The 23,450-nt window shown below is 36.8% G+C and carries 22 protein-coding genes and 1 pseudogene; 14 read left to right on the plus strand and 9 right to left on the minus strand.

The genetic code is table 11. The annotated features are described in order from the left end of the window. The 6 genes and pseudogenes from QRN68_RS13145 to nhaC all read left to right on the plus strand — a co-directional run. A partial coding sequence (locus QRN68_RS13145; protein WP_285397347.1) for an InlB B-repeat-containing protein occupies positions 1-948 on the plus strand: 948 nt, incomplete at its 5' end. Positions 949-1,131: 183 nt separating this feature from the next. Then, positions 1,132-1,275, plus strand: a complete 144-nt coding sequence (locus QRN68_RS13150) for a hypothetical protein (RefSeq protein ID WP_285397348.1) — start codon at positions 1,132-1,134, stop codon at positions 1,273-1,275. 293 nt (positions 1,276-1,568) lie between these two features. Continuing rightward, positions 1,569-2,684, plus strand: a complete 1,116-nt coding sequence (locus QRN68_RS13155) for an amidohydrolase (protein ID WP_285397349.1) — start codon at positions 1,569-1,571, stop codon at positions 2,682-2,684. Positions 2,685-3,008: 324 nt separating this feature from the next. Then, a pseudogene (locus QRN68_RS13160) lies at positions 3,009-3,281 on the plus strand (Na+/H+ antiporter NhaC); the annotation flags it as partial. A gap of 169 nt (positions 3,282-3,450) precedes the next feature. Continuing rightward, the gene (locus QRN68_RS13165) at positions 3,451-4,947 is read left to right on the plus strand and encodes an amino acid permease (RefSeq protein WP_285397395.1); all 1,497 of its coding nucleotides are present in this window, start codon (positions 3,451-3,453) and stop codon (positions 4,945-4,947) included. Between the two features lie 440 nt (positions 4,948-5,387). Further along, entirely contained in the window at positions 5,388-6,833 is a 1,446-nt protein-coding gene (nhaC, locus tag QRN68_RS13170; RefSeq protein ID WP_285397350.1) for a Na+/H+ antiporter NhaC, read from the plus strand. Positions 6,834-6,921: 88 nt separating this feature from the next. On the opposite strand, the gene QRN68_RS13175 is transcribed toward nhaC, so the two are convergent. Continuing rightward, positions 6,922-8,163 carry a hypothetical protein gene (locus QRN68_RS13175; RefSeq protein ID WP_285397351.1) on the minus strand — a complete coding sequence of 414 codons (1,242 nt, stop codon included), beginning with the start codon at positions 8,161-8,163 and terminating at the stop codon, positions 6,922-6,924. Between the two features lie 80 nt (positions 8,164-8,243). On the opposite strand from QRN68_RS13175, the gene QRN68_RS13180 reads away from it, so the two are divergent. Further along, a complete protein-coding gene (locus QRN68_RS13180) occupies positions 8,244-9,356 on the plus strand; it encodes a mandelate racemase/muconate lactonizing enzyme family protein (RefSeq protein ID WP_285397352.1) in 1,113 nt (370 codons plus the stop codon). Between the two features lie 12 nt (positions 9,357-9,368). Next, a complete protein-coding gene (locus QRN68_RS13185; protein ID WP_285397353.1) occupies positions 9,369-10,049 on the plus strand; it encodes a GNAT family N-acetyltransferase in 681 nt (226 codons plus the stop codon). Between the two features lie 395 nt (positions 10,050-10,444). On the opposite strand, the gene QRN68_RS13190 is transcribed toward QRN68_RS13185, so the two are convergent. Continuing rightward, on the minus strand, positions 10,445-10,777 hold the full coding sequence (locus QRN68_RS13190; protein ID WP_285397354.1) for a hypothetical protein: 333 nt from the start codon (positions 10,775-10,777) through the stop codon (positions 10,445-10,447). Between the two features lie 208 nt (positions 10,778-10,985). Here QRN68_RS13190 and QRN68_RS13195 point away from each other — a divergent pair, with 208 nt between their 5' ends. From QRN68_RS13195 to QRN68_RS13205, 3 genes are read left to right on the plus strand one after another with little or no spacing between them, the layout of a single operon-like run. Then, a complete protein-coding gene (locus QRN68_RS13195) occupies positions 10,986-11,345 on the plus strand; it encodes a helix-turn-helix domain-containing protein (protein WP_285397355.1) in 360 nt (119 codons plus the stop codon). Continuing rightward, a complete protein-coding gene (locus QRN68_RS13200) occupies positions 11,320-12,063 on the plus strand; it encodes an ImmA/IrrE family metallo-endopeptidase (protein ID WP_481817449.1) in 744 nt (247 codons plus the stop codon). The genes QRN68_RS13195 and QRN68_RS13200 overlap by 26 nt, the downstream gene beginning before the upstream one ends. Then, positions 12,050-12,685, plus strand: a complete 636-nt coding sequence (locus tag QRN68_RS13205; protein WP_285397357.1) for a PIN domain-containing protein — start codon at positions 12,050-12,052, stop codon at positions 12,683-12,685. Before QRN68_RS13200 ends, QRN68_RS13205 begins: the two co-directional genes overlap by 14 nt. A gap of 496 nt (positions 12,686-13,181) precedes the next feature. Here the strand turns inward: QRN68_RS13205 and QRN68_RS13210 are convergent, their stop codons facing one another. Continuing rightward, positions 13,182-13,889, minus strand: coding sequence for a Fe-S oxidoreductase (locus QRN68_RS13210; protein WP_350224353.1), 708 nt, complete (start codon positions 13,887-13,889; stop codon positions 13,182-13,184). 303 nt (positions 13,890-14,192) lie between these two features. Beyond that, a complete protein-coding gene (locus QRN68_RS13215; protein WP_285397359.1) occupies positions 14,193-14,453 on the minus strand; it encodes an ATP synthase subunit B family protein in 261 nt (86 codons plus the stop codon). A 101-nt stretch (positions 14,454-14,554) separates the two neighbouring features. Here QRN68_RS13215 and QRN68_RS13220 point away from each other — a divergent pair, with 101 nt between their 5' ends. Next, positions 14,555-15,043 (plus strand): GNAT family N-acetyltransferase, encoded by a 489-nt coding sequence (locus tag QRN68_RS13220; protein WP_285397360.1) that lies wholly within the window; start codon positions 14,555-14,557, stop codon positions 15,041-15,043. Between the two features lie 185 nt (positions 15,044-15,228). Here QRN68_RS13220 and QRN68_RS13225 read toward each other — a convergent pair whose 3' ends face one another. The 3 genes from QRN68_RS13225 to QRN68_RS13235 all read right to left on the minus strand — a co-directional run bounded on the left by QRN68_RS13225 (position 15,229) and on the right by QRN68_RS13235 (position 18,228). Next, a complete protein-coding gene (locus QRN68_RS13225) occupies positions 15,229-16,179 on the minus strand; it encodes a DMT family transporter (RefSeq protein ID WP_285397361.1) in 951 nt (316 codons plus the stop codon). Positions 16,180-16,273: 94 nt separating this feature from the next. Then, positions 16,274-17,503, minus strand: coding sequence for a peptidase T (pepT, locus tag QRN68_RS13230; protein ID WP_285397362.1), 1,230 nt, complete (start codon positions 17,501-17,503; stop codon positions 16,274-16,276). A gap of 74 nt (positions 17,504-17,577) precedes the next feature. Beyond that, a complete protein-coding gene (locus QRN68_RS13235) occupies positions 17,578-18,228 on the minus strand; it encodes a lysoplasmalogenase (protein WP_285397363.1) in 651 nt (216 codons plus the stop codon). Between the two features lie 165 nt (positions 18,229-18,393). On the opposite strand from QRN68_RS13235, the gene QRN68_RS13240 reads away from it, so the two are divergent. Beyond that, complete coding sequence (locus QRN68_RS13240; protein WP_285397364.1) at positions 18,394-20,085, plus strand: hypothetical protein; 1,692 nt, start codon at positions 18,394-18,396, stop codon at positions 20,083-20,085. Between the two features lie 51 nt (positions 20,086-20,136). Here QRN68_RS13240 and QRN68_RS13245 read toward each other — a convergent pair whose 3' ends face one another. Both QRN68_RS13245 and chrR read right to left on the minus strand, forming a co-directional pair. Continuing rightward, the gene (locus QRN68_RS13245; protein ID WP_285397365.1) at positions 20,137-20,562 is read right to left on the minus strand and encodes a hypothetical protein; all 426 of its coding nucleotides are present in this window, start codon (positions 20,560-20,562) and stop codon (positions 20,137-20,139) included. A gap of 188 nt (positions 20,563-20,750) precedes the next feature. After that, positions 20,751-21,482, minus strand: coding sequence for a class II chromate reductase ChrR (gene chrR / locus QRN68_RS13250; protein WP_285397366.1), 732 nt, complete (start codon positions 21,480-21,482; stop codon positions 20,751-20,753). A gap of 283 nt (positions 21,483-21,765) precedes the next feature. Here chrR and QRN68_RS13255 point away from each other — a divergent pair, with 283 nt between their 5' ends. Further along, positions 21,766-23,286, plus strand: a complete 1,521-nt coding sequence (locus QRN68_RS13255; RefSeq protein ID WP_285397367.1) for a succinate CoA transferase — start codon at positions 21,766-21,768, stop codon at positions 23,284-23,286. Positions 23,287-23,450: the final 164 nt, after the last annotated feature.

Below are 23,450 nucleotides of genomic sequence, written 5' to 3' on the forward strand. Positions count from 1 at the left end.
ATCGTCACTTTTGACTCCAATGGTGGCAGTAAAGTGCCGTCACAAACGGTTGGCTATAACGACCTAGTGAAAGCCCCATCCACTCCAGTGAAAGAAGGCTATCAATTTGTTGGCTGGTGTAAGGATGCGGCGCTTAACAATGCATGGGACTTTGCGAAAGATAAAGTAACCGCAGACATAACGTTGTATGCGAAGTGGACAAAGGACTATATTGTTACTTTTGATTCAAATGGGGGTAGTAAAATCCCGTCACAAACAGTGGCATATAAAACTTTAGTGAAAGCACCTTCTAATCCAAAGAAAGAAGGTTACTTGTTTATCGGCTGGTATAAAAATAAAGAATTCACAAAAGCGTGGGATTTTGCAAAAGATGTCGTCGCAGAAGACCTAACATTATATGCTCGATGGATGAAGGAGAGTAATGGCTGTGACATTACTTTCAAGGATATTGATCATAACTGGGCACAAGATATGATTAAAGAAGTTGCCAAGCGATGCATTATTATAGGTTATCCAGATGGCACTTTCCGACCAAATGATATGACGCAACGTCAACACGTAGTACTTATGATTGACCGTGCATTACAACCAACACCAATTCGAGAGGCTGTCTCATTTTCGGATGTCCCTAAAAGTCATCCTTATTATGAACAAATCACACGACTACAACGAGCAGGAATTGTGGATGGTTCAAACGAGACATTTCGTCCAAACGCTTATATCACACGTGCCCAAATGGCAAAAATGATGGTGCTTGCATTTGGCTTAACGCCAACAGGAAATAGTACGTTTAAAGATGTCGATCCATCGCATTGGGCGAGTGGATATATTGCCGCTCTAGCAGACCATAACATTGCGTTAGGTGATGAAGATGGTAATTTCCGACCGAATGAAAATTTGACGCGTGCACAATTTACGACGTTTATGTACCGAGCGCTTAATTTATAAGTCTTACCGTAAAGGGGGATGTATCGTAATTTGATACATCTCTTTTTCTCATGAAATTTTAATCTAAAATATAGATTGGTTTTATACTTTTTATGCATAATGAGCATCGTTTATTGCTTTTTTAACAAAGGTCATTGTATAATTCTTTTATCAGAAAATTCAATTAAATAAAGGGGTGATTAAATGGAAAAGTTGTTAAACTCAAAGTTTGAAACGTATTTAATGGATCAGGAACTGGAGCTTAGTATGGAAGAGGGAAAATGTGAGGAGCAAATAACAATGGTTCATTATGAAGAATATCCTGAAGGTTTTTTTACAAGTTTATAACATTTATTTGATGGGCTGTGCTAAAGGTAGAAAATACTTTTGACACAGTCCTTTGTTTATTTACATAAAAGTTGGGAGTAGTATTTGTATCCGTTGGCCCAGCGACTCAAGATGAATGCTTTGAAGATTTATCGGAACAAAATCTCGTTTTATCGGAACAATTTTAGCTTTTATCGGAATAAAGCGCCCAGTCAGAATGGAATTCAACCCACACGCTATGGTCATTGCCCTCTTTTTTTTATGAAATAGTTTCCTGTATAATGGGAAACAAAAATGCGTATAGGGGTGTAGTTATGTCTAATGCGGTAACGTTAGAAGGAACGATTTATCAATGGTTTGAACATTTTCATAAATACCCAGAGGTCAGCTGGAAGGAGTTTGAAACTACTAAAAAGATTGCATCGATATTAGACGAATTAAACGTATCTTATCGGTTATTAGGTGATGTTCCGGGATTGATTGCTGAAATTGGTACAGGTGATGAAATTGTTGCTGTACGTGCAGATATAGATGCTTTATGGCAGGAAGTGGATGGGAAATGGCAAGCTAATCATTCATGCGGGCATGATGCCAATATAACGATGGTACTAGGGGCTTTATTACAGTTGAAGGATCGACCACTGCAACATCGTGTTCGTTTTATTTTCCAACCTGCAGAAGAACTTGGAAATGGTGCTTGTGCAGCCTTTGAGCGTGGAGCTGTCGATGGCGTATCGCATTTGTTTGGTGTTCATTTAAGACCAATTGAAGAGCTACCACTTGGCAAGGTATCGCCTGCTATTCATCATGGTGCAGCCTGTTTTTTAGAAGGAACGATTAGAGGTACTGATGCCCATGGTGCTAGACCTCATCAAGGGAAAAATGCAATTGATGTTATTATGGCGGTGCAACAAATGCTGCACAGTATTCATTTATCACCATTTGAACCGCATTCGGCGAAGTTAACGAAAATTGTTGCAGATGGTGGTAGTACAAATATTATTCCGGGTACTGCGAGCTTTTCGATGGATATTCGTGCGCAACACAATGATCAATTAGAACTACTTCGTAGCCGTATTGAATGTGGCTTAAAATCGATTCAACAGCAGTTTGAGATTGTGATGGATTGGAAATGGATTGATTTTACACCTGGTGCTGTGGTTTCTTCAGTTGCCGCACGGATGGCTAAAAATGCGATAATTGAAACACTTGGTGAAGAGCATCTAGCTGAAGAAATTACAACACCTGGAAGTGATGACTTCCATTTTTACACAGTTAAAAAACCTGAATTAAAAGCGACGATGGTTGGTATTGGAGCCAATTTAACACCGGGATTACACCATCCAAAAATGACTTTTGAGCGAAGTGCATTAATTGATGCTGCGAAAGTACTTGCGTGTGTGCTAGAAAAAAAACCTGAATATGAATAATGATAGCGAGAGGGAACTATATCAAAAGTTTAAAATTCTTTTGGTATAGTTCCTTTTTATTTTATTTTATTTTTTATCGAAATGTATGAATATTTCGCATCGTCATTAATCGCTATTTGAAAGCGTTTTATTGCGCAAAAATAGTCGAAATAACTCGAAAAGAATAAAATTTTTGCGTTGACATTTAATTTTTCGAATATTATGCTAAAAAACATAAAAAATTATTTGCGTCTTAGAAAAGTTGAAAAGGGGATAGGTGCAAAAAAGGGGATGGAATGATACAAAAGGAGAGTGCTAGTTGGGCACTTTCTAACTTTTGTAATTATGATTATAACTATGCTTATTACGGTAGTAGTATTAGGGCAAAGTCCTCACGTTTCATTTATTGTTGGAACAACTGTAGCGGCAATTGTTGCTAAAATGCATGGATTTAAATGTATGGAATTTGAGGAAATGATGTAAAAGGGTATACGCCTAGCTTTACATACCATTGTCATTATTATTTTAGTAGGATTAACTATCGGAGCATGGATCGGTGATAGAGTCGTAGCAACAATGATTTATGAAGGCTTAAAATTAATTTCTCCAGCATGGTTCTAAGTAACAATTATGCTGTTATCGCAAGGGTTTATTAAAAAGAGATTTTGTCATTATTATTTTAACGAAGACATTTAATTTTGATATATAACAACAGCTAGGTAAAGAAAAACTAGATTCAGTTTTCTTTTAATTGGCAACATTAAGTGTTTTTAGAAAGGATAAAAAAATGGTCTTAAAAAAAGAAACTAGTACATCTCATGAAAATTCGCCCATTATTATACAAGGAGAATACGGTTTAAAAAAGGGTTTGAAATCTCGACATTTAACAATGATCTCTATTGGTGGAGCAATTGGTACAGGATTGTTTCTTAGTAGCGGTGCAGCAATCAGTACCGCAGGCCCAGGCGGTGCATTACTAGCATATGCTTTAGTTGGGGCTATGATTTTCTTTGTAATGACAAGTTTAGGAGAACTAGCAGCATTTATGCCTACAAGTGGTGCATTTAGTACTTATGGTACAAAATTTGTTGATCCAGCTTTTGGCTTTGCAATTGGTTGGACCTACTGGTTTAATTGGGCAATGACGATTGCAGCTGAGTTATCTGCTTCTACAATGATTATGAAATTTTGGTTTCCAGACAGCTCATCTATAGTATGGAGCGGTTCATTTTTAGCTATTATTTTCCTATTAAATTTTCTATCTGTTAAAGGATACGGTGAAGGAGAATATTGGCTTTCATTAGTTAAAGTAAGTGCAATTGTAATTTTTATTATAGTCGGCTTACTAATGATTTTCGGTATTATGGGTGGGGAAGCAGTAGGATTCAAAAATTTCACTGTAGATGATGCACCTTTTTCAGGTGGAACTATAGGTGTTTTTATTGTCTTTATTGCAGCAGGGTTTTCATTCCAAGGTACAGAAATTGTAGGGGTAGCTGCCGGAGAAAGCGAGAATCCAGCGAAAAATGTACCTACAGCTATTAAAAGTGTGTTTTGGAGAATTCTTCTTTTCTACATATTTGCAATTGCAATTATTGGGCTTATCATACCGTATACACATCCAAATTTACAAAGTGAAAATGTAATGGTCAGTCCATTTACCATGGTATTTGAAAAAGCTGGATTTGCATTTGCTGCTTCATTAATGAATGCTGTTATTTTATCAGCAGTTTTATCAGCAGGGAATTCAAGTTTGTATGCTTCAACACGTATGCTATACTCTATGGCTAAAGAAGGTCAGGCTCCAAAAATATTTGCAAAGTTGAATAAACGTGGTGTTCCTGTTGCGGGTATGATATTAACATGTGCAGTCGGTATGCTTGCTTTTTTAGCTTCCTTTTTCGGGGATGGGGTAGTTTACATTTGGTTAATGAATGCAATAGGTATAACAGGGTTTATTTTCTGGTTAGGAATCTCTGTAAGTCACTATCGTTTCCGTAAAGCTTATATTGCACAAGGGTACTCGTTGGACGATTTGCCATATAGGGCAAAATGGTTTCCGATTGGACCGATTTTTGCAATAGCATGTGGACTAATTGTAATTATCGCACAAAATTTCCAAGCGTTTATGGCTGAAGAAATAGATTGGGGTAGTGTTGTAGCAGCATATTTAGGAATCCCATTATTCCTTTCTTTATGGTTTGGCTATAAAATCATTAGAAAAACAAAAGTTGTTAATCTTAAGGATGTTGATTTTGAATTTGAAAAAAATAATTTGAAATAATATCTACTATATAATTAACAGCAATTACATTGTTACTATAGTTAACTGTAGTCTCGCAGATGCCAAAAGTATCTGCGAGACTTTTTTCAAGAGATAAGTTGGAAGGAATTTGAAACTACAAAAAAGGTTGCGTCGATTTTAGATGAGTTAAGCGTAAGAAAAAAACCTGAATATGAATAATGATAGCGAGAGGGAACTATATCAAAATTCATTTGATGTAGTTCCTTTTTTCTCTTGGGTGAAATGTATGAATATTTTGCATTGACCCTAATATCTATTTGAAAGCGTTTTTTTACGCTAAAACAGTCGAAATTGCTCGAGAAGCATAAATTTTTTGCGTTGACTTTTAATTTTTTGAATATTATGCTAAAAAACGTAAAAAAATATTTGCGTCTTTGATAATTGAGATTGGCAATTGGTGCAAAAAAGGGGATGGGATTATGAAAAAGGAAATTAATGCAGGTTGGGCACTTCTAACTTTTTTAATAATGATTGTAGCTATGCTTATAACAGTAGTTGTGTTAGAGCAAAGTCCTCACGTACCACTTATTATCGGAACAACTGTAGCGGCAATTGTTGCCAAATTGCATGGATTTAAGTGGTTAGAAATTGAAGAGATGATGTATAAGGGTATACGTCTAGCTTTACCTGCAATTGTCATTATTATTTTAGTAGGTTTGACAATTGGTGCATGGATTGGCGGCGGGGTTGTAGCTACAATGATTTTTTATGGTTTAAAATTAATCTCCCCAGCATGGTTTTTAGTAACAATCATGCTGTTATGTGCAATTGTTTCATTGGCGATTGGTAGCTCATGGTCGACGATGGCAACAATCGGTGTGGCTGGTATGGGTATTGGTTTAAGTATGGGAATCCCTGCACCAATGATTGCTGGAGCAGTTATTTCGGGTTCATATTTTGGAGATAAGATGTCGCCGTTATCGGATACTACTAATCTCGCAGCGGGTTTAACAGGTACCGACTTATTTGAGCATATTAAGCATATGCTTTATACGACAATTCCAGCTTTAGTCATTGCAATCGTTGCATTTGGAATTATGGGAAGAAGCTTTGCGGATATCTCAATGAAATCAGAAAGCATTTTAACAACACTTCAAGTAATGGAGGAAAGCTTTGTTATTTCTCCGTGGTTATTGCTTGTACCAGTTGGTGTAATTGTCTTGGTAGCGAAAAAAGTACCTGCAATTCCAGCTTTAATTATTGGAATTATCTCAGGATTCTTACTACAAATCTTCGTACAAGGTGGCACGCCTGCAATGGCTGTACATGCTTTACAAGAAGGATTTGTTATTTCAACTGGCAATGAAATGGTGGACGAGTTATTTAACCGAGGTGGCTTAGATTCGATGATGAATACGGTTTCAATGACGATTGTGGCTATGACATTCGGTGGGGTGTTAGAATATTCCGGCATGTTAAAAGCCCTTATGAATGTTATTGTGAAATTTGCTAAATCTACAGGAAGCCTAGTTGCTTCAACGATTGCTGCATGTATTACAACAAATGCTACATGTTCTGAGCAGTATATTTCAATTGTTGTTCCATCACGTATGTTTGCAAATGTTTATCAAGAGCGTGGCTTGCATTCGAAAAACTTATCTCGTGCGTTAGAGGATGGGGGAACTCTAACTTCTGTATTCTTCCCGTGGAATACTTGTGGCGTGTTTATTTTAGCAACATTAGGTGTAAGCGCTATAGAATATGCGCCATATGCAATTATTAACTTCTTAGTACCGATCATTTCAATTTTTTATGCTTATATCGGATTTGCGATTGTTAAGCTGACACCTGAAGAAATGGAAGAAGCTGAGAAACGCAAAAAAGAGCAAGAAGTAGACGAAGCTAATATGGTCATGGCTGACTAATGTAGAAACTAAAATGTCACTCTTATCTGATAGTTAACGGTAAGTCTCGCGGATGCAAAAGCATCTGCGAGATTTCAATTTATATATTTTAGTAGGTTGCAAAGTTTAATTCATATATTGTGCGTGGGCGACCTTGTTGGTGGGTCATTTCTTCACCAACTATTTTAGCATAGCTGTGATCCACTAGTTTTTTGATAATGCGCTCTGTTGTGCGGCGTGTAACTTGTAAGTACTCTGAAAGATTATGTGACGTGAATTGAGCGGATTGTCGCTCTCGGCTAAACTGAATGATCTTGGAAATGTTTAAGGGGCTTAAGCTTGTTTGCTTTGCCATTTGTAACACGTAAGGATCATCCGTTTTTAAAGCTAGCCTTACTTCCGAATTTGGGTATGGACCTAGCAAGTTTTTATGTTCATCTAACAGATAAACTTCACAAGGTTTAGCAAATGTTAATGCGTTCTTGGCATTTTGGTTAGCCTCAAAAATAGAGTGACCATAACCAAATGCTAACTTAAATGGCTTATCAGTTTGCTGTAATAAGTTCTGTAAATTCTCTTTTTCGAGTGCCCTTTGCAAATGCCCAGCTGTCGTATAAAGCTCAAAAGAGTAAGGTGTAATTTGTTTATAAGTTGAATGCGTAGCTGCAGTGATTTGCGTTAACATGTTAGCGTCTATAGGTTTATTTTCAGGAGCCTCTAATAGTCCGACAACAGCTTTAACAGATTCAGATTTTGTAAGAAGTGATTGGGATTTCGTTTCCTCTAAACATTGAATAATAGAGTTAGTTGCATCTAGCATGCGCATTGCAGGTATTTGAAGAGCTTGTAATTCATCAAACACACTATGAATACTTGTTATGATAAAGTCAATACTGTTAGCCTCCCATAAAGCTATATGATGTTGCAATATAGATTGAGTAGGTTTAGTGATAGCAATAGGCTGGATAAATGGTTTTGGACCACAATACTCTATTTCTGTTAAAACATTTTCTACAATAGCTGGGTTCATAACATCAATGGAAATTCTATTTAAAGGCACTGCATGATTTGCTATAAGGGATAAAAAAGTTGTAGAAATTGCCGTCTCATCTTGTTTTATATAATTCCAAGGTATTGGCATTGCTGACAGTGCAGATTGGGCATGTAAATAGGGTAACGTTCCTCCAAACAGTAGTGCATCACATGGTTTAATTTGTTTTAACAAAACGGGTGCCTCTGTAGGTTGAGTGTAAAGATAAAATTCTAATTGAATATTCTTAATGTTGTGTGCGATACTATTTATACGCTCCATAAATGCTTTAGAGCAGATAACTGCTATTTTAGTAGACATAGGCAATGTTCCTTTTCTATATTTTTTCAATAATTAACGACGTATTAACGACAACTATATTATATAGGAGATAGATACATATGAAAATCCAACAAGTAGAAATTTTTGCAATCCATTTACCACTTATTGATCCATTTATCATCAGTTATGCTACATATGATACGATGCCTTCTATTATTTTGAAGGTTACGACAGACACAGGTATTGTAGGCTACGGTGAAGCTGTCCCAGATGAGCACGTAACAGGGGAGACATGGGAGAGTACATACGCTGTATTAAAGAATCAGCTTGCTCCTGCAATCATTGGAGAAAATCCAATGGCCTTTGAAAAACTTCACGATAAAATGAACAAAGTTGTGAAGGATGTCCCAGCAGCGAAAGCAGCGCTTGATATTGCTTGCTTTGATATTGCAGGTAAGGCGTTACAGGTTCCGGTATACCAACTACTAGGTGGACGCTATCATGAAAAGTTCCCTATTACACATGTACTAAGTATCGGGGAACCAGATGCTATGGCTGATGAGGCGGCTAGCAGAGTAGAGGTGGGCTATCAATCATTTAAAATGAAGGTAGGAACAGAGGTAGCACGTGATGTTGCTCGTATTAAAGCAGTGCGTGAGCGTGTCGGTGAAGACATCGCCATTCGAGTGGATGTCAATCAAGGATGGGGCAATGCGTCAACTACATTACAAGGTTTACGTGCATTAAAGGATCTAAATATCGATTGGTTAGAACAGCCGGTAGATAGTGAAGATATTGATGGAATGGTAGAAGTGAAGTCAAAATCAGATGTAACATTAATGATTGATGAGGGACTTCGCGGTGTACGCGAAATGCGTGAAATTATTGCCAAGCGTGCTGCAGATAAGGTGAATATTAAATTAATGAAATGCGGTGGCATTTATCCTGCTATGAAACTAGCAGTTATGGCTGAAATGGCTGGCATTGAATGTCAGATCGGTTCAATGGTAGAATCATCAGTTGGCTCAGCAGCTGGCTTCCATGTAGCATTCTCTAAAAAAATAATGACAAGTGTAGAATTAACAGGTCCATTAAAATTCTCTAAGGATGTCGGAAACTTACACTATGATGTTCCATTCATCTGCTTAAATGAAAAACCAGGATTAGGTGTGGACGTAGATGAAGAGATTCTTAAAGAATTATGTAAATTCTCAACAACTGTAACAGCGTAAGGAGACGGTAAAATGGAAAAAATTTATGAAGGCAAGCTTGGTGAAACGCCGTTTTTTGTGACAACTTTAAATTTTCAACATTTAGAGGAAATTGAGAAATTACAGCTTGAGGTGTATGAATCATTAGCCGACCAAAGTATATTACAACCATTAAGCACGGAGGAATTTGACTATATTTTAAGCGGCAATGGCATGATGATAGGTGCTTACGTCGGTGATGAGTTAATTGCCTTCCGTGCACTATTAAATCCCCCTGTCGATGATGAGCACCTTGGCTTTGATTGTGGAATTGCCGAGGATGAATTCAATCGCGTATTATATCAAGAAATATCGAATGTCTCACCAATATATCGTGGCTATGGTCTACAAAAAACATTAGCCAAAGTGGTCATGAGTCATATCGATTTAGAAAAATATGATTATGTATGCTCAACCGTAAAGCCATATAATATCCCGAGCTTAAAAGATAAATTTTCTCAAGGATTAGTGGTAAAGGGATTAAAAGTTAAGTATGTAGATAAGCTACGTTACATTTTCTATAAAGACTTGCGACAAGAGCTATCAACCTGTACAGAAAAGAAGACGATATCGATGGGGGATACAGTTGGTCAGCAACAGCTTTTAAAGCAGGGCTATGTAGGTACTTCTATGTATGAGGATCAAAATGATTGGTTCGTCGTTTATGAAAAATAAATAACAGTAAAAAGCCTTACCTTTTACTTATTGTGAGAGGGAAGGCTTTTTTGTAAGGGTAGAATATTAGAAATACGACTTGATGTTTATTCTTTTTTTAATTTGTAATTGATTAATTCGAATTATATTTTCATCTTTATCTATTAATCGTCTTTATGAAGTGAGTAAATATTGTCTGCCAAGTATAAAAAATCTAACCGATTGGTTGTATCGTAGGCCATTACACAATTTAAACAAAATAAATTGATGGAATTAAAAGCGTCCAAAATGGGAATGATATGAGACTAGTTGATTGCTTATGAGATTCAGGTAAAAAACCTTTACATACAAAGTAAATTGTTGTTCGATCCAATTCGTGTAAATCTATCGTTCGCATTTTTTGATGTCCATAGTCATTAATTATCATCTTTAGCTCGAAGGGTAATAGTTGGTCTATAGAATATTTTTGTATTGGTTTTGTCGTCTACCTCTACAACAAATAGAACTGCTCCACTGGTTATGTAGAGACCTGAAAAATGTTTAACGCCAGTTCTTTTAACTTGAACAGGAACCTTCCCTAAAAAAGCATCCTTTCTTTCTGACGCATCTTTCATTACGTCTATATGACCATCAAAAGATATTCCTTTGTCTCCTGCTGGAATATCTGGCATAAGAGGATGACATATTGCTGCTGTTGTAATCGCATTAACTGCAAATGTTCCAAGTTGCATATTGGAGTATGTGGCCATTTGCTTTTCACCAACCGATTCATAATTAAAAATTGAAAGTCTAGATTTTTGGAGGGGATATTAGCAGTCCTTAATTATGATGTGGCAAGAAACTAAAGTTGTCTAAAAAGAAATAATACAGCTGATACGAAAGAATTAAAAAATAAATATTTGTAGACATCTACAAAATATTGTACAGTTTATGTAGACAGGAGTTGAGCGATTAGGAATGAACACATATGAGGTAGTTATTACCAGATTGAAGAAATGGTTGGAATCGGAGGGTAAGTCTTACCAATGGTTAGCTGATCAAATGGGGATTAGTAAGTCACTAATAGGATTTATATTGAAAGGAGAGCGAACTCTTAAACCTGAAAGAATAGAACAAATAGCAAAAATAATGAACTTAACTACAAAAGAGCTAATGGAATCAGAAGTTATAACAAAAGATAAATTAACTGTAAATTTAAGAGGAAAGTTAACTAATCGACGTTCTCGTAGAGAGCTGGACTCTTTATTGTTTGCTATCGAAGACTATATTGGATTAAAAGAGCAGGTGGAAGATGTTGGAACGAAAAGAACAAGCTGAAGTATTAGCGGAGGCATTTGCAACAAGTTTTTTACATGATAAATATGGACATGATTTATTTATAGGTGGTCAAATTGAACATATTTTGGCAGAGTACGCAAATGTTATTTATCAATACGTTGAAGATGAAGAGTTCTTTGGTGTAGCAGTAACCCATGAAAATGAAGAACAATTTATTGCTTTAAACACATATCATCCGTTGCGGACGAGGTATTTCACAGCTTCACATGAATTGTGGCATTTAACTAAGTACAAAGATTTAGATAACGAGTTTTTTGATCATGAACGTGCTGCGGATCGATTTGCAGCTGCAATAATGCTTCCAAAAGCGTTAATAAAAGATTTGTGGAACAAACTTTCAGAACTAAATGATATCGAAAGTTGCATAATTCATCTTTCAGATTTCGCCCAGGTACCATATTTAGCTATGGTTCGCAGAGTAAAAGAATTAGGATATACAATACCTAGTTCGTTGGCAAATAGAACAGAGCATGAGTGGAGAGACAGCCGGATTGAGTTAGGGTTTCCATATTCGAATTTAGATGAACCTGTGAAAGAGACCCGTTTTAAGGCTTATGAAGATGTCGTTAAACAAAATGTTGAGCACATAGGCTTGGATACTTTAATTGCCGCAAATAAATTGGCAAAGTTTGCTCCCAAACAAGCTGAGCAGTACCAAAAAACGCTGTATCTGGGGGAAAACGATGAAGAAACGTAAAGGAAAAGTATTGATAGACTCCAACATATTAATATTTGCAACAGAATACAAGATAATTAACATATTCCAATTGATTGATGCATTATATGATGAGGTCTATATTCATAAAATGGTGTATGATGAACTGTTGTTAAACGAGGTAAAGCAAAATGTAGACGCTAAGTTAAAAGACGGTTGGATACTATTTGATCCTGATGATGAAGTTACATTATCAGATGATATATATGAAATCTATAATCGATACTTAGTAGATGTGAAACAAGGGTTTGATGATCAAAATGAAAAGAAAAAAAGAGAAGATCGGCCACTGAAACATACAAACGATTTAGGTGAAATGCATTGTTTAGCCGCTGCCATGTTATTAGGGGCTTCCATCATTTTTAGCAATGATTATGACATCCGAGAGATTATACAGGATTCAAAGCTATGTATAACTGTAGATGAGGCTGAGGAAAGTGTGCTCATTCAACATGATACGCTACTGGACTTTTGTTGCTATTTGGTTGTTTTTGAAATTGAGACTAAATCGAATGTCCGTAAATTTTTAAAAGCCATTCAGCCTTTAAAAGTTTCTGGTTTGGATGAACGTTTGAAGCAATTACTACCGAAAGAAACTAGTTGATATATTTGTTTTATTGAAAAAAGCTCGCTTATAATTTTTGATTTGAAGCGTTTTTTCTTTCCATACATAGAGAAACATGTATTTTCATCAAAATCGTTTAATAACCCCCGCTCCAATGTGACTGGAGGGGGGCTTTTTTGTATAAGAAGTATTGGGCCATTTTAGAAATTCGTCTTAATGTTTTTAGCACGTAATTCTTTTTTAAGAAGGTGAAAACTAAAATACTTTAATGTAGGGTTATCAGCCCTTAAATCCTCAACTATTTGTGTAAGTGTGCAATTCTTTTAATCCTTTCCTATCACATTATTTACAAATTTGATTCTTTCGAAAAAAAGGGAACGGTATTTGTACTTCATGACGTCTGCTTTATAGCGCGCTAATGTTCAGTGGATCGGAACATTCCAGCAGACGATAATGAGATTGATTGCGTTGTAAATTCTCTCCATTCCCTTTGTATCTTCATTGAAAGTTGTATTGGTTATTATATACGGTGGTATTATTTAATCGGGCAAAAGCCACATGCCATTAAACCAGGTATATCTTTAGAAAAACAACATGATTTTCGTACAGGAACGTTCACTAAATTAGTTGGACTTTGACCTCCTGTATATTGTGCCCACCACGATTTGTTAGAGAAACGAGCCCACGTTTTAGGATCCTCTAAAGCTTCAATATCCTCCATGGCTTGATCGGCTAAACCAGGATTAGAAAGCAATATGTGATAGTGCCAAAGTAAATATCCAAAGAAATTCTCCCAAATAGTGAGAGGGGAAATAGACGTTACTTTACGAAGCTGTTGAACGATAACATGCCCATCATATAAGATCTTCTCAATAACTGCCTGGCGTTCATCTTCATCGACATAACGCCAATCATTTGGGTTTACAAACATAGCGACTGTAAAGCTGTTGAATTCTTTTGCTGCATCAAAGCGAAGCTCGATTGGTTTACCATCCCACACTTCGTCATAGGCGGCAAGCATGTATAGTTGCATAGCGAAAAACATACCGTAGCGGCGTGCAAAGTGAGAAATAGCGGCCGTTTCCGTTGCTGCATCTGTAATTCCCATCATCAGGTTTAAAAAGTCAGGATGGTAAAAGTCTTTATGTATATCTGCTAAAGTAAATAATGTTCGCTTTGGTTCTGTTGTATAAATGCTATAGGAATTCAATTGTCGAACTTGATCCATCGTTAATGCTGGCATTGTCATCACCTTTTCTTTCAATCTTCTGCTTCAATTATAAATTAATCATTTTTGCTTCACAAATGGAATGCAATATAGTAAAATTAATTAAACATATCTGAAAAGTTGGTTTTGATTATCGAAACCTCTATAGCTTAATTATTTGCAATTACAAAAGGTGTAGTCATTAAAAACTTTAAAAAATTTTCAGATTAATGTTGACATTTTAATTGATAATGATTATCATTATCGTATAAAGATTATTCCTCTTCTACAATACAGTGTAGGGAGGATGAACTTTAGCTACTTTTCTCCAGAAGTTTGCTAGTTCATGATAGACGCTCCTAAAACCCCCCTCATTTTTTGGGAACGTGAAATCTTCAGACGACTCATCCATTGTGATTGAGTCGTTTTTTTGGGGATTGAAACTGCAATTGTTCCGATAAAACGAGAGAATGTTCCGATAAATGCCCAAAGTATTCCTATAAAAATGAAATCGTCAACGTAACGTGGGTTGATTTCTGTTTCTGCTAGGTAAGAGTGCGCTGCAGGGGTCATCTGTGACGCTGATCCCCAAGGAGTCACCCAGCCTTCACTCCAATCAATGTATATATATTGTCCCGAAAATTACAATTTAATATATAATCCCCCTGAATGCATATAGTTGCAGGAAGGGGGATTATTTCATGTTTTCTATTAAAAACTTCGAAGGTAATGAAAACGAGTTTGAGTTCTTTCAAGATATGTTATATGAATCAATACACATTCCTGAAAATAAACCATCAAAAGAGGCATTGCTAAATTCGCCTGACATAAAGAAATATCATGAAGGTTGGGGGGAAGTGGGAGACAAAGCTTTGATTGCCTTCAACCGAGAAAATCAAATGATTGGTGCAGTCTGGTATAGATTATTTGATGAAACTAATAAAAGTTATGGTTACATTGATTGCAATACGCCTGAAATAGGAATCGCTGTTTCGAAAGAGGTAAGAGGAAGGGGCTTGGGAACTTCACTTATGCTTAAAATAATTCAACAAGCAAAGGATGATGGATATCAAACCCTTTCTCTTAGTGTAGACCTTGAAAATAGTTCTGCAATTAATATTTACAACAAATTAGGCTTTAAAGATTATGAAGTAGTAGGAACATCTAAAACAATGATTTTCAAATTATAAGAAACTGCAATTGTTCCGATAAATACTGAAATTGTTCCGATAAAATGAGATTATGTTCCGATAAATCTTCAAATCTTTCCGATAAAAATGAAATCCTCATCACAACGTGGGGGGAGATTAAATGCTCAAAGTATTCCGATAAACTCCAAATTCCGCGAAAAAAGCAGTCCACTGTGTGCGGACTGCTATGAAGAGACAGCACTTTTTCTCCCTAGTATCATCGTATAGTAACTATGTAATAGCATGCCAACAATAATGACGCCTAGGCCGGCAAGAGCAATTGGATCTGGGAATGCAATGCCGAGTAATAATACTTCACCAATAATGACAAAAAGTATTTCAGTGGATTGTGTTGCTTCAACTGCGGCAAGTTTGCCTTGATGATCGCGAACACGGTCAGTTGCAATGAAAAATAAAGTTGTCGCGATGACACCAGAGCTTATACCTACAAGCAACGATTGCATCACTTGGCTGCTTGAAGGAAGCCCGACCGTCGCCAGTGCATAAATGGCCATAATAATCCATGCGGGCATCGAGGCGATGGTCATGCCTAGTACGCGTTGAAATGTATCGATGCGTCCGCCGCAGATTTCCATCATTTTGCGGTTACCAAGAGGGTAGGCAAATGCTGCAACTACTACAGGTAAAATGCCAAGCATTAAACTTTTGAATGGAACGGACTGTGCCTGTGGTATTTGAATAAGTAAAATGCCGACTAAAATGACACATGAAATTAGTAATGAAATTAGCGGTATTTTTTGACGTACAGTTTTCCCAGCCACTACTGAAACAAATAGGGGGGCTAGTAATACGCCAGCGACAATTGTCAATTGCCACGTTCCAGAAACGAGCCAGCCTGGGCCGAATGCTGCTGCAAATGTTAGTGGTGCATAGAACAAAACGAACCCAATAAAGCTCCAAAGCAGCCAAGGTACTGGTTGTGCTTTCATTTCATCTGATAGTTGGGAATAGCCTTTTCGAAAAAAGACGATGGCAAGTAAAAATGGAAGCATGAAGAAATAGCGCAGAGAGGCACTCCATAGCCAACTACCCCCTTGCATTTCCATTGCATGATTTAATATAAATGTAACAGCAAAAAATAGTGAGGCTAAAACGCCTAATGCAATTTCTTTCATTAAAATTCACCTCAAAACCTTTTATGTAATTTGAAAATTCAGTTATTTATCTCGAAAAAATTACGAAGAAGGGGCAAACCCTTCTTCGCAATTACTATTTTGCTTGTTCTTCAAATAGCTGTACGATTTCAATAATAACTTGTGTTGCTTTTTCCATTGTTTCCGCAGATACATATTCGAATTTACCGTGCATATTTTCGCCACCTGCAAAAATATTTGGTGTTGGTAAGCCCATGTAAGAAAGCTGTGAACCATCAGTACCGCCACGGATTGGTAATGTAATTGGAGTAATATCTAACTTTTCCATTGCTATGCGTGCAATGTCAACGATTTCTTTTACAGGCTCAATTTTTTCGCCCATATTATAGTATTGATCTTCAATTGTAATGCTTAAAGCATCTTCACCATATTGAGCTTTAATTTTTGCCGCAGCATCAAGCATTAATTGTTTTTTCGCCTCGAATTTTTGACGGTCGTGGTCACGAACGATATAGGAAAGCTCAGTATGCTCGATAGCACCTTTAAAGCCCATTAAGTGAATGAAGCCCTCATAGCCATCTGTTTTTTCTGGTACTGCATCAGTAGGCATTTCATTTTGGAAGGCGATCGCCATTGTAATCGCATTGACCATTTTATTTTTTGCAGAACCAGGGTGTACACTCGTACCTGTTGTCACGACTTTTACACCTGCTGCATTAAAGCTTTCGTATTGTAGCTCGCCAAGAGGTCCGCCATCCATCGTATAAGCATATTCGGCTCCAAATGCAGCTACATCAAATTTGTGAGGACCGCGGCCAATTTCTTCATCAGGCGTAAAGGCTACACGTAATTTACCATGTTTAATCGAAGGATTATTTATTAAGTATTCCATGGCAGTCATAATTTCAGCGATACCAGCTTTATCGTCAGCGCCTAATAATGTCGTACCATCCGTTGTAATTAACGTTTGACCTACATAATTTTTTAGCTCAGGAAAATCTGTTGGCGACATCGCTAGATTTTCGTTTAGCTGAATATCTCCACCATCATAATTGTCAATGCGCTGTGGATTCACGTTTGTGCCAGTAAAATCTGTTGTAGTGTCGACATGCGCTAAAAAACCAATAGTAGGCACATTTTTATCTGTATTTGCTTCAAGTGTTGCAAATAAATAACCATTTTCATCTAATGTAATGTCAGTTAAGCCTATTGCAGCAAGTTCATCTTTTAGTACATGCAATAAGTCAAATTGTTTTTGTGTTGAAGGAGTTGTTTCGCTTGTGAAATCAGATTGTGTATCAATTTTTGCATAACGAATTAAACGCTCGATTACTTGTTCTTTCATAAGTATGGCCTCCTAATGTGTATGTGTAACTTCTTTAAGCCTTCGGACGCAATTATGCCGAGGCGTAATTGATATTATTGTAACACTTTACTTCGGATTTCGGAATATTGAAGGATGCTTAACGCAATAAGTATTTGGGCGCTATAATATGTCAGCATAATAAACTCGTGTGAAAATGGTAAAGGCATAACAAATTTATCAATAGCTAAATAGGAATCTGATGCGATAAATAGCATAGCTCCAATTGTTGCAAGAGTGGAACCTGTTCGAATTGCAGTCCAACCCATCGTTAATATAACCGAAATATAGGCAATTACTGCGAAACCAAGAACGACCTCTCCTGATGAAAACACTGTACCTACAATCCACACAGCCATGCTTCCTCCATAAACAAGTAATACAATCTTCGCCCAAGTGGGTACTTGTCGTTCATTCGTAGAAGAGAAGGCAAGGATATAAAAAATATGTCCGATTAAGAAACTTGTTAGCCCAACTAGAAACCACTGGAGCGTATAATCACCGACCATACAAAACACAAGTCCGATGACAATCAGTAGTTGATATTTTTTAATGCCTAAATTTTTTGGTGTAGCCGCTAAAATAATGATTAAAAGCATTGGAATGACTTTAAAGACAAGTTTCAAGCTTTCTGCAATATGGGAAAAGAAAAAAATATAATAGAGGCCAAACAAAATAATGAATGGTATTAATATTTTTTTAGACAAACTTCTCAGCTCCTTTTCTTTAAAATTCTTTATCTGTGTTACAATTTCCTTTATACAAAGTTTTAGATGCTATATAAAGAGTTTACTATACGCATCTTATGTATGAAACTTTTTTGATATGTAGCCGTAAATAAGTAGACAGTCAGCTAAGAGAGGGTGAACGAAATGACCAAGCTAATAGTAGCTTCGGCAATTATTGGACTAATTGCGAGTGTTTTATTAACACCGCTTATAACGAAAAAGCGAGAAGACGGATCTAAAAAGGTAATTGGATACTTCTTTATAGGTGTATTTGTGCTAGGATTTTTAGCTACAGGTATAACAGTATATGTGACAAAAATGGACGTAAACTGGCTTGCTTTTTGGCCAGCTATTATTCTATTAACATTAGGTGGTGCGCTTCTTGCAAGTGGCATTGAGAGAAAAATAAAAGGTGTTTTATTTTTAGCTAGTTTAGGTATTGCAGTGTATGTATTATCAGCACCTTTATGGAATGCTAACGAAAAATTCAAATCAGCTGACATGAAGCAAGAGGTTGAAATAAAACCGTTTGATGAAACAAAAACGCCAGCTAGTGTGCCTCCTCAATTTGCGCGTAATAAGATGAAAAAAGCGTTCGGGCAAGTACCGAATACAAGTTATTATGAGTTAGGACGCCTACAAATTCAAAAAGTAAATGGCGAGTATGTTTATATAGCTCCAGTTGAGTTTTCAGGCTTTTTTAAATGGATGAATGGTGGGACGACACCTGGTTACTTTACCATGAGTGCAACGGATTCAGCGGATAATCCTAAATTTGTTGAGCAAGAAATGAAGTATGTTCCTTCTGCTTTCTTAAATGCAAATTTAGAGCGACATATACGTTTACAAAATCCTTACCTTATTTTTTACGGGGATGTACAGCTTGAAGTGGATGATGAAGGTAAGCCATATTACATCCAATCATACGGTGATTTTATTACAGGACGTAATGGCTTCGATGTAAAAGGGATAGTGCTTGTAGATGCGCTGACAGGAAAATCTGAGGTGATCAAGCTAGCAGATGTCCCAGAGTTTATTGACGGAGCAGTTTCGCCTGAGACAGTAAGTTTACAAAATAGCTATTTCGGTAATTATGTTCACGGATTTTGGAACAGTAGATTTGGTAAGAAAGATGTAAAACTTCCTTCTGATGAGGGAACAGAGTCAAATGTCAGCCCAATTTTTGACGAGAAAGGTGATATGTATTATTTCACAGACTTTACGAGTCCTAAAGAGGGTGTCGATTCGATGCTTGGCTATTCATTAACAAATGCTCGAACAGGTGAAGCAACCTATTATACAGGAAATTTAGATTCTTCTTATATGGATTCACAAGGTAATTTGCAAATAATTGAGAAGAAATTTATCGAGAAAAAATGGACTGGGAAAATGCCAGTATTGTATAACTTCTACGGTGAAGCTAGTTGGCTAACAGCGGTGCTTGATTCAAATGGTTTCTTACAAAATTATTTCATCGTGTCCGCGGCAAATCCTGAAATTTCCGTTTATGCGCCAACTCCTAAAGAGGCATTAAAATTGTATAAAACTGCCTTAAGTCGAGGTGGCAATACGGTTGAAGGTAGCTCACATGCCGAAGAAAAAAATGCAAGTGGAAAGGTGCTTCGCGTATACAAAGAACGTCTCGGTGACTTTACAGTTGCATCATTTTTACTAGATAACGGAGAGAACTATGTAGTAAGTTCAGAAACAGAACCACTTGCAATTTATTTACAAGAAGGTGATGATGTAATTCTCACTTATGGTGACACAGGAGAGCAGTTCTTACCAGTTCGATCACTGATTATTAAAGGATTACAAGTAGAAGAAAAAAGATAATCTAAAACTAAAAGACGATCTAGTAGTACTGCGCTACGAAGATCGTCTTTTTTATGTTGGTTGAGATTCCATATAGTGAAACATTTTTTCCTGGTGATTAGTATAAAGTGTCTTAGCATGATCATTTAATTCAAATATTTCATGTATGTACCCTTGAAGTAATGTATGTTCATACTCAAAAGAATAAGAGTTTTCGTTGTCTAAAATATGCGCTAATAAAAGGGTATGTAACACAACCACCTCTAGATTTTGCGTATTTGTAATGAATTTTAAGTTGAGGATAGTAGTGTGGGCAACGAATTGATTGACATAATCAATAGCATTCTTATAAACAGTTAAGTCGATATGTGGCTCAAGTCGCTTTCTTAATAATGTGCAATCATTATTTAAATCTTGGATTTTAAAAAATAAACCTCTTACACTTCGCTTATGTTGTTGTTCTAAGATACGAGCAAGATGTTTATTGACATAGGACATATTTACATAGCTCCTTTTTATATTGGTATCATCTATTAATAGTAATAGAATTGCTGGAAAAAGAAAGTGTCTTTTCGTTTAATTTATACCTAAATTTAACATACGGCTAAAGACAAAAAATACTAGAATGGGGGCGTATATGAAAAAAGTGAAGTTACTATCATACGATAGTAACTCCACACAGAAAATTATTTCCAATTGAAACCTTTTTTTGCTAAAAATTCATTGATATGAGGACGGCGTTGATCAATTAAAAAATCCGCCATTTGCTTAGTCCAGTTATCAATTTTTCGATTTGATGAACGATTATTGTAGTATGTTTCCATTGTGTCGTTGTAAGCCGGTAAAAGCTCCTCGTATTTTTCTGCATTATATTCATTTTCATGTAATACTGCTGCAACCGGTAAACGAGGTTTTACTTCATTGCGACGAGCAGGAACCCCAATTGTTAAGCCGAATAGCGGGAATACATAATCAGGTAGATTGAATAATTCGCTTATTTCCTCAGGCTTATTACGCACTCCGCCAATATAACAAATACCATATCCCATAGACTCTGCCGCAATGACAAAGTTTTGCGCGAATAATGATACATCAGCTACTCCAACAAGTACGTTTTCTGCCGAATCCGCCACGATGTCTACACCTTCTAATTTGCCTGCAGTTTGAAGACGTTTGAAATCTACACAGAAGACAAAGGCACCGCCAGAAGTTTCGTATTGACGGGGATTACCAGAGAGTAAACCTAATTTTTCCTTTTTCTCTTCATCTGTTACCCAAATAACACTGTAAGCTTGTACAAAATGTGATGTAGCAGCCATTTGTGCAGTGGCAATTAATTCTTCAATAATTTCTTTTGAAATTTGATTTCCATCATAAATACGAACCGAAGAGTGGTTACGTAATAATTGTTTAACCATCTAAAAAATCTCCTTTTCCCCTTATATATCAAGAGCATATCACGCTTTTTCTTCAAAATCGAATTTATTAGATGTTGAAATTATTTGTGAGAAAAGTGCGAATGCATAATATTTCTCGTAAAATTAAATATTTCATTTGATATAGATTAAAAATTCTAAATAATATAGAATTAAGTGTGAGTGGTTTATTTGTTTGGATTTACAACAAATGGATGTATATACCAAGTGGATTAAGCCTAGTAATCTAGTTGAACAAAAATAAAGTGGGATGGAGGAATAAGGGATGGAAGAAAAGTTAGCGAAAAAGCTTCGTAATGAACAGCTACGGAGTAAGGTTGTAACAGCAGAAGAAGCAGCATCTTGGATTGAGGATGGTATGATACTTGGGATGAGCGGATTTACACGTGCTGGTGACGTTAAAGTGGTCCCTCTGGCACTTGTAGAGAAAGCTAAAAAAGAGAGCTTCAAGGTAGATGTATATACAGGTGCTTCGCTAGGTCCTGAAGTTGACCAATACTTAGCAGAAGCTGGCGTTATTCGTAAACGCGGGCCTTTCCAAGCAGATGCCGGTATTCGTAATAAAATCAATAGAGGTGAAATTACATTCGTTGATGCGCACCTTTCACATAATGCGGAACTAGTACGCCAAGGTATTATTGGGCCTATTGATTTTGCGATTATTGAAGCGGCTGCCATTACAGAAGACGGCTTACTAATTCCTACAACTTCAGTTGGTAACTCTCCGATTTTTGTGCAAGAGGCAGACCAAATAATCATAGAGTTGAACATAGCTCAGCTTGATGCATTAGAGGGTGTGCACGATATTTTTGTACCAGGACCACAGGGGAAACGTGATCCAATTCAATTACAAGATGTATCGGATCGACTTGGCACAATTGGCATTCCACTAGACTTAGATAAAGTAAAAGGTATTGTTATTTCAGATATTTTAGATGCACCATCCACAATCGTTCCTGCTGATGAAGAAACAGATATTATGGCCAACCATTTATTAAATTTCTTACGTGAGGAAATAAAAGTAGGTCGTTTAACGACGAGCTTACGACCAATCCAATCAGGTGTAGGTTCAGTAGCAAATGCTGTATTATTAGGCTTTAAAGATTCTGAGTTTGAGAACTTGGAAGTATATTCAGAAGTACTACAAGATGCGGTATTTGAATTAATAGATGCAGGCAAGGTAAGCTTTGCATCTGCTACTTCTATTACTCTTTCCGAGGAAGTTGGAAACCGAGTTTATAGTAATTTTGAAAAATATGCAGATAAATTAGTATTACGTCCGCAAGAAATCTCTAACCAACCAGAAATCATTCGCCGACTCGGGTTAATTTCCGTGAATACGGCGCTTGAAGTAGATATTTACGGGAATGTGAATTCTACGCATGTTTCTGGCACAAGAATGATGAATGGAATCGGCGGTTCTGGAGACTTTGCGCGTAATGCACGATTAGGTATTTTCGTCACAAAATCTTACGCAAAAGGCGGAAATATTTCTAGTATCGTCCCAATGGTATCCCATGTAGACCATACAGAACATGATGTAGACGTAATCGTAACAGAGCAGGGAGTAGCAGACTTGCGTGGGCTTGCGCCAAAAGAACGAGTTGCGCTTATTATCGATAACTGTGCACACCCAGAATATCATGAACAATTATGGAAGTATTTTAACGATGCCAATGAAGCAACAGGTGGGCACCAAACGCCACACAATCTCGAAAAAGCACTTTCATGGCATGTAAATTACGCAAAAAATGGGACGATGAAGGACCCTGCGTTGTCGAAATAATAAATTGAAGAAAGCCTTGAAGGACAGTTGACTTGTTCCTTCAAGGCTTTTTTTAGCTGTCAAAGTGATCGGGTGGACCGGCGAAGTGATCAGGTTGGCCAGCGAAGTGATCGGGTTGGCCCCCAAAGTGATCAGGTAAGCCGACAAAGTGATCGGGTAGGCCA

This window comes from Lysinibacillus sp. fls2-241-R2A-57, assembly GCF_030209535.1.
Classification (GTDB): Bacteria; Bacillota; Bacilli; order Bacillales_A; family Planococcaceae; genus Lysinibacillus.